Annotated in this window: 2 protein-coding genes and 1 pseudogene; 2 read left to right on the forward strand and 1 reads right to left on the reverse strand. The window is 43.0% G+C overall.

Features of this window, described 5'->3' with window-relative positions; all coding sequences use genetic code 11:
* Window positions 1-137: 137 nt before the first annotated feature.
* Both IM477_RS10815 and IM477_RS10820 read left to right on the forward strand, forming a co-directional pair.
* Window positions 138-212 (forward strand): annotated as a pseudogene (locus IM477_RS10815) (type II toxin-antitoxin system HigB family toxin); the annotation flags it as partial.
* Entirely contained in the window at window positions 196-594 is a 399-nt protein-coding gene (locus IM477_RS10820; RefSeq protein WP_002788855.1) for a helix-turn-helix domain-containing protein, read from the forward strand. The pseudogene IM477_RS10815 and the gene IM477_RS10820, both read left to right, overlap by 17 nt.
* Window positions 595-854: 260 nt before the next feature.
* On the opposite strand, the gene IM477_RS10825 is transcribed toward IM477_RS10820, so the two are convergent.
* Window positions 855-2,516 carry an NAD(P)H-quinone oxidoreductase subunit 4 gene (locus IM477_RS10825; RefSeq protein WP_004159322.1) on the reverse strand — a complete coding sequence of 554 codons (1,662 nt, stop codon included), beginning with the start codon at window positions 2,514-2,516 and terminating at the stop codon, window positions 855-857.
* Window positions 2,517-2,722 lie beyond the last annotated feature (206 nt).

Genomic DNA, 2,722 nt, shown 5'->3' on the forward strand with positions numbered 1-2,722 from the left:
AGAGGTTATTCTCCTCGTAGGTCTCGATGATCTTTTGTCGCAAGTCTAAAGAATAGGGCTTCATCGGGTCGTGGCTCCTGCCTAGGTCTATAATTTATTGTCCTCTTCTATTGTACCTCATGCAAGTGCATACCGCTATAATTTATATCAAGTATGTTTTAACTCACGCTGAATACGATAAGGAGCAATGGAAAAATGACCCTTACTTTTAATCCAGAAAAATACAAAGAATTACTAGCTCGCCATTTACCTAAAGTTATCAGAACAGAAGCAGAAAATGAAAAAGCTCTGGTTATTGTCGAAGAATTGATGCACCGTCAGCATCGAACTCCCGAAGAAGATGAACTTTATGAGCTTCTAATTTTTTTAATTGAGAATTTTGAAAGAAGCTTTTATCTACAAGAATCAACCACACCTAATTCTATGTTATTGTTTTTGATGGAGCAACAAAGCGTTAACAAGAAAGACATAGCCATAATCCTTGGCTCTGACAAAATTGCTTCTAGTTTAATTGCAGGAAAAGGGTCAATTAGCCAAGAACAGGCGAAATTATTAGGACATTTCTTTCATGTAGATTATAGTTTGTTTATGTAGGGTTTGCTGAAAAAGTAGGGGCGAAGCATTCGGATAGGAAATCTACGGTTTCAGCGATAGGTTATGCCCGAATGCTTCGCCCCTACAAGACCACGATTCTCTGAAAATCTTGCACTTGTTTTGCGAAATAGACCCCTAAAACCCTTACCTCGTCTATATTTCACATTTATTCAGCCAACCCTAATTAATTATCTCCTCGCCAAAAAAATCAGGAGTAGAATTTCTACTCCCGATAACTTATTAACTTTAGACTTACCAATTTATTGGAAGATACTGGCAACCTTGGCGCTTACGTCCGGTTGAGTTTCAGCGTAGATATTTTGACGAGTGGCGGCGATTTCTGTGTAAGCTTGACGCACTTCCGAGTTAACTGCCACCGTTTTCACATCGTAGATACGGGTAGCCAGTTGGGGATAGAAACCGATAGCGACAATCAAAGCGAGGAAAGAGACAGCGATAAAGATTTCTCTGGGTTTAGCGTCACTATATTCTGATTCATGAGGGAGGACACAGCTAGTACCGAAACAAACTGCCTGTTCGTTACTTTTGTTGGGGAGAATGTTAGTAATATCGCAGGAAGAACCATCTCCGTAGAAAACTTGACGAAGCATGGAGAGTAGATAAATCGGGGTGAGGATTAAACCAACGGAAGCGAGGAAGACAGTCACAACCCGGAAGGTTTGGCTATAAACGTCACTGCTAGTGACACCGATGAATACAGTAATTTCACTGGCAAAACCGCTCATTCCGGGTAACGCTAGGGAAGCCATGGCGCCGGCAGTAAAGAGAGCGAAGACTTTCGGCATCGCTTGGGCAATCCCACCCATCTCGTTTAAAGCTAAGGTATGGGTGCGGTCGTAGGTGACACCGGCAAGGAAGAATAAGACGGCGGCAATTAAACCGTGGGAGAGCATTTGTAACATAGCACCGCTAATACCCACATCGGTAAAGGAAGCAATCCCTAAAAGGACGAATCCCATGTGTGAAACCGAGGAATAAGCGAGACGGCGTTTCATGTTTTGTTGACCGAAGGAAGCGAAAGCACCGTAGATAATATTAACGACACCGAGAATCGCTAGAATCGGGGCAAAGTAGATGTGTGCATCGGGTAGAAGCCCCATATTAAGACGGATTAAACCATAACCACCCATTTTGAGGAGAACACCAGCGAGAATCATCGATACAGGTGCAGAAGCTTCACCGTGAGCATCGGGGAGCCAAGTATGGAGGGGGAAGATGGCTAGTTTGACCCCGAAAGCGATTAATAAACCAGCGTAAAGGACTAATTCTAAAGCGAGGGGATAATCTTTAAATCCTAATTCCGCCATATCAAAGGTCATTGCACCACCACCGTAAAGGGCCATGGCTAGACCGGCAACGAGGATGAAGATAGAAGCGGCGGCGGTGTAGAGTAAGAATTTAGTGGCGGCATAACGACGTTTTTGACCACCCCAGATGGAAACGAGTAGATAAACGGGAATTAACTCGATTTCCCACATTAAAAAGAATAATAATAAGTCTTGGGCGACGAAAACACCAATCTGAGCGGCGTAGAGCAACAGCATCAGGAAGTAGAATAAACGGGGTTTGCGGTCCACTTGCCACGCGGCCAAGATAGAAAGGGTTGTCACCAATCCTGCTAATAAAACTAACGGTGCCGAGATACCATCCACCGACACCGCCCAACTTAAACCGATTTGGGGAACCCAATCGATTTTTTCCACTAATTGTAGGTTGGGGTTGCTTAAATCATATTTTTGTAAAAAGACGTAGCACATTAAAACAAAGTCTGCTAGTCCGACTCCAAGAGCGAACCAACGAACAGTTTTTCCTTCTTTGTCGGGGATTACAGGGATAAGGAAGGAGGCAAGCAAGGGGAGCAAAATGATGGCAGTGAGCCAGGGGAAGTTAGCCGTTAGCATGGCAGTAAGAAAAAATACCTATTTCGTTATGTGTTCATTTTATGCGACTTTGTAAAATTTTGTGAATATTTTTTGGCCTACCTTTACCATAGGCTTTTATCTATAATTGGCGCATCATCATCGATTAATGGGACTTAAACGCTCAACAAGAGTATAATAGAGTATAATCGTTATAGAGTAAGCACTTTACGTTGAAAAATCGGCGA

This window comes from Microcystis sp. M090S1 (assembly GCF_020246295.1).
In the GTDB taxonomy this organism is placed as follows: domain Bacteria; phylum Cyanobacteriota; class Cyanobacteriia; order Cyanobacteriales; family Microcystaceae; genus Microcystis; species Microcystis aeruginosa.

Excerpts from the sequence above, each read along its gene's own strand:
- IM477_RS10820 (WP_002788855.1), top strand. The coding sequence starts at position 196 with ATGACCCTTACTTTTAATCCAGAAAAATACAAAGAATTACTAGCTCGC.
- IM477_RS10825 (WP_004159322.1), bottom strand. The coding sequence starts at position 2,516 with ATGCTAACGGCTAACTTCCCCTGGCTCACTGCCATCATTTTGCTCCCC.